Annotated in this window: 1 protein-coding gene; it reads left to right on the forward strand. The window is 72.5% G+C overall.

Annotated elements, in window-relative coordinates; translation table 11 throughout:
- The first annotated feature begins 1,795 nt into the window (after positions 1 to 1,795).
- The gene (locus FBR05_15030; protein ID MDL1873493.1) at positions 1,796 to 1,978 is read left to right on the forward strand and encodes a hypothetical protein; all 183 of its coding nucleotides are present in this window, start codon (positions 1,796 to 1,798) and stop codon (positions 1,976 to 1,978) included.
- Positions 1,979 to 3,609: the final 1,631 nt, after the last annotated feature.

Here is a 3,609-nt window from a genome sequence, read left to right on the forward strand (position 1 = left end):
CATGCACATCTTTGACCCGCTCAGCATCGAGGTGGTCACCACGCTGCTGACCCTGGCCGGCGGCGGCGCCGCCTACGGCCTCAAGCGCCTCTACGACCACTATCGCGGCGAGCCGAAGGAATCCCCGGAATTTTTCCAGCGCCACCGCGGCGCTATCTTCCGCGGACTGGGCGGACCGCCCCCCGCCGACGCGCCGCTCGCGGGCGAGGCGCAACTCGTCGCGGAGCGGCTGAACTTCGCCCATGAAGACAACCTCTACCGGACGGTCAGCCCCGAGGAATTGATCTCGGTGTTGTCGGGGGGCGCCCCGACGGGCGGGGGACCGATGCGCAGCAACGCGCGCTTTGCCGCGCGCCGCAAGGGTCCGCGGGTCTTCGACGTCGGCGTCGACTTGGCGAACGGCTGCTTCACCCGCATCCTCGAGTTGACGCACGCCCTCCCGCAGACCCCGCTGCCGGAGCGGGCGAGCGAGGACGAGACCCTCTTCCGCATCGGCCAGCACCTCGACCTGCAGCAATTCGCCGACGCCCTGCAAAAGCCGGTCTTGGCCCTACCGCTGCTGCCCGGTTCCGAATTCCGCCTGGGCGTCCCGCTCTATCATTCCTCCGCCGGCTACGTCCTGCCGACCTATACCCGCGGCGTCCGCGGCATCACCGCCGAGCAGCTGAGCGCCCTCGGCACCTTGGGCGGGATCCTGAGCCGCGCATCCTCCGAGGAAACCTCCGCCAGACCCTTTCTGATCGAGAGCGACGGGAGCGGCTACCTGGCGATGGACTGGCAGGTCGCCCGCGTCGAGACGGTGCCCAAGGCCCTGCAGGACTTGGTGCGCCGCGAGGGCATCCGCGTCAACGGCCAGCCCCTGGCCGGCGGCCGGCCGAGCCGGCCCTTAAGCAACGGAGACCGCATCCAAATGAACGGGACGGAATTGCTGTGGATCGCCCCGCGGCCCGGTTTCCGGCTCGCCCTGATCCGCGCGGAGGCGCCGCGGGTGGAAGCGGCGGGCGACGCAGGGCACCTGGAGCACGACCTCCGCCGACGTCCGGACGACCTCGCCGACCTGTTCTCCAACGCGGAGATCCGAACCCCGCGCCAGGTCATCCCTCCCGAGCTGCTCGAGCGTTACCGCGCGATTTACCCGGCCCCCCTCTTGCGTCTCCCCGACCTCGTCTACGAGGCGGAGGGCGGGACCCGCATCCTGCTCAGCCCGCGCCTGAAGGGCGGCGACCCGATCCCGGTCGGAGCGAACCCCGGCCCCGGCGGCATCTATCTACACGGCGCCTGGAACCCCCGCGCGCGGCGCTACGAGATCCCGGGAGCGGACGTAGAATTCTTTTTGCTTCAGGACGGCGACGCCTATCTCTTTCAGGCGGCGCCCCGCTCCGGCAATGAGGCGCCGGTGCGGCTGCTGCGGGGCGAGGAAACCGCCCCTCCGCGCGGCCGGACTCTGCGCGAGCTCCCGCTCAGGCCCGAAGGCCGCATCGAATTGCAGGACGGCGACGTGATCGAATTCGGCCCCGCCGGCCAGCGCACCCGCCTGCATTGGTTCCGCAACCTCGACGCCCCGGGGAGGACCTAGCCGTGGAACGCCTGCAACCCAACGGCTCCTGGGCAGCGAGCCTCGGATCTTCGACCCGACGGGAACTGGAGTCCTTGACGCGGGAGACCGACGATCGTCTCTACCTCGAGGGGCTGTTCTCCCTGGCGCAGCGGGAGGAACACGCGGGGCGGGTCGATGTCGCGGCGGAGTTGTATGCGGAAATTGTAGGGGCGAACCTTGTGTTCGCCCTCCTGCACGATGGGGGAGGGCGAACACAAGGTTCGCCCCTACAACAGCGCGCGCAACGCGCCCTCGACGCGATCTTGGGCCGCGGCGCCGCCGGGCCCCGCGCCGAGTTTCTCCTGCGGGGCCTCGCCCAGCAGGCCAGCGACCCCGCCGCCATCTTCGCCATGGGGGTCGCGGGCAGCGTCTTTCGCATGACGCGCCTGGCGGCCTTGAGCCGCCTGGCCTTGACGCCTTCCGGAAATATTTTGACGCGCGGCCTCGGGGCCCGGCTCTCCGCCGGCGCCCTGGGCTTCCTCGCCGAGGCCCCGGCCTTCACCGCGGCCTCGCGGCTCGGCCACGCGGCCTTGGGCCGCGAGCAGGACTGGAGCCCGGGGGCGATCGGGCGGGAATTCGCCGGCGGCGCCTTGACCCTCTTGGGCCTCAAGGCCTTCGGGGGCCTCAGCGGCCTCGCGCTGCGGCGCTACGCGCAAGGCCCCGGCCTCTCTGCCGGCCTAATGCGGACACTCCTGCCCCAGGCCGCGATGCTGGCCGGCATCCTCGCGAGCCACCGCCTCGAGGCCCGGCTCGGCCTGCGGGAACACCATGACGGGGCGACCGAATTCACCGACGCCTTCGCGACGCTCTTGCAGTTCCACGCCGGCGGCCGCCTGGCCCACCAGGCCTTCGGCGAGGCCCAGGCCCGCGGCGATCGCCTGCTCGACGTGCGCGGCGAGGCGCTGCTCTCGGTCCCGCGTCTCGAGGCCTTGGCGCTGCGCCTCCCTCGCTTAGTCCCTGCCGGGGGACCGGGGGATCTCCCCAACACCGTCTTCGCGATGGCCGCCGGTCCGGGCGGCGCCCGCGGTCGGCGCGCCGCGACCGCGCAGCTCCCGCTCCCCTACGAGACGGGCGTGAACTCCCCGCGCGGGCGGGCGCTTCCACCGGGGCTGCCCTTGGAGTTTCGCCTCGCCGAAGGGGCAAGGGGCGCCGACGCAGCCCTCCTCCGCTCCTCGCTGGCCTACCTGGCCCGGCAAGGCCGCCCGCTCAGCCGGGTCGAGCAAATCGTCTGGATTCGCGAGCACCGCCTCGCCGGCGGCATCCCGCTCTTGGGCGAGTGGTTCCGCCAAAACGGTTCGGAGTCCGCCACAGCCCTGGCCGCGCTTCGCGCCTTCGGCGCGAGCCACCGCGCCGAGGTGATCGCCGAATTGCTGCCGGCCCTCCGCCACCCGCATCTGCTCGTCGTGGCCCCGGCCCTCGAGGGCCTGGTCGCGCTGCGGGCGGTCGAGACCCTGTCGGAGCTGCGCGCCTTGAGCGCCGCCTACCCGGCGCCGGTCGCGATGCTCGCCGAAACCGCGCGGGTGGAATTGGGCGACGCCGAGATGATGCCCGCCCTGCGACAGCGCGCCTTCACCTGGCAGCCCTCCGCCCTGGACCGCATCGCGGCCCTCGAGGCCCTGGGCCGACTCGGCCAGGTAGAAGAGGCGCTCCCCGAACTGCGGGGCTTTTTCCGTTACAGCCGGACGGTTTATTTCCGCGCCGGCCTGGCCCTGACCCGCCTGCGCAGCGAGGCGGCCATCCCCAACCCGGCCGCGATGCGCGAGGCCGCCTCCCTCGCGGAGCGGGCCGATTGGGCGGAGGCCTACGCCGCCAGCGGGCGTCCCGAACGGGCCGTCGAGCTGTGGCGCCCCCTGCTCGCCTCGAACGACCGCGCCGTCCAAGAGCGGGCCCTCTCCCGACTCGGCCCCCGCGAGAGCGCCGCGTTGCTCCCCGAGCTGGAACGCCTGCGGACCGAATCGCCTCACTCGGAGGTCCGGCGGGGGGCGGCGGCGCGTCGAACTGCCCGGTGTCGG

It is taken from the genome of Deltaproteobacteria bacterium PRO3, assembly GCA_030263375.1.
Classification (GTDB): domain Bacteria; phylum UBA10199; class UBA10199; order DSSB01; family DSSB01; genus DSSB01.

Bases quoted from the DNA above. Each gene is read 5' to 3' on its own strand.
- FBR05_15030 (MDL1873493.1), top strand. From the start codon at position 1,796: ATGGGGGAGGGCGAACACAAGGTTCGCCCCTACAACAGCGCGCGCAAC.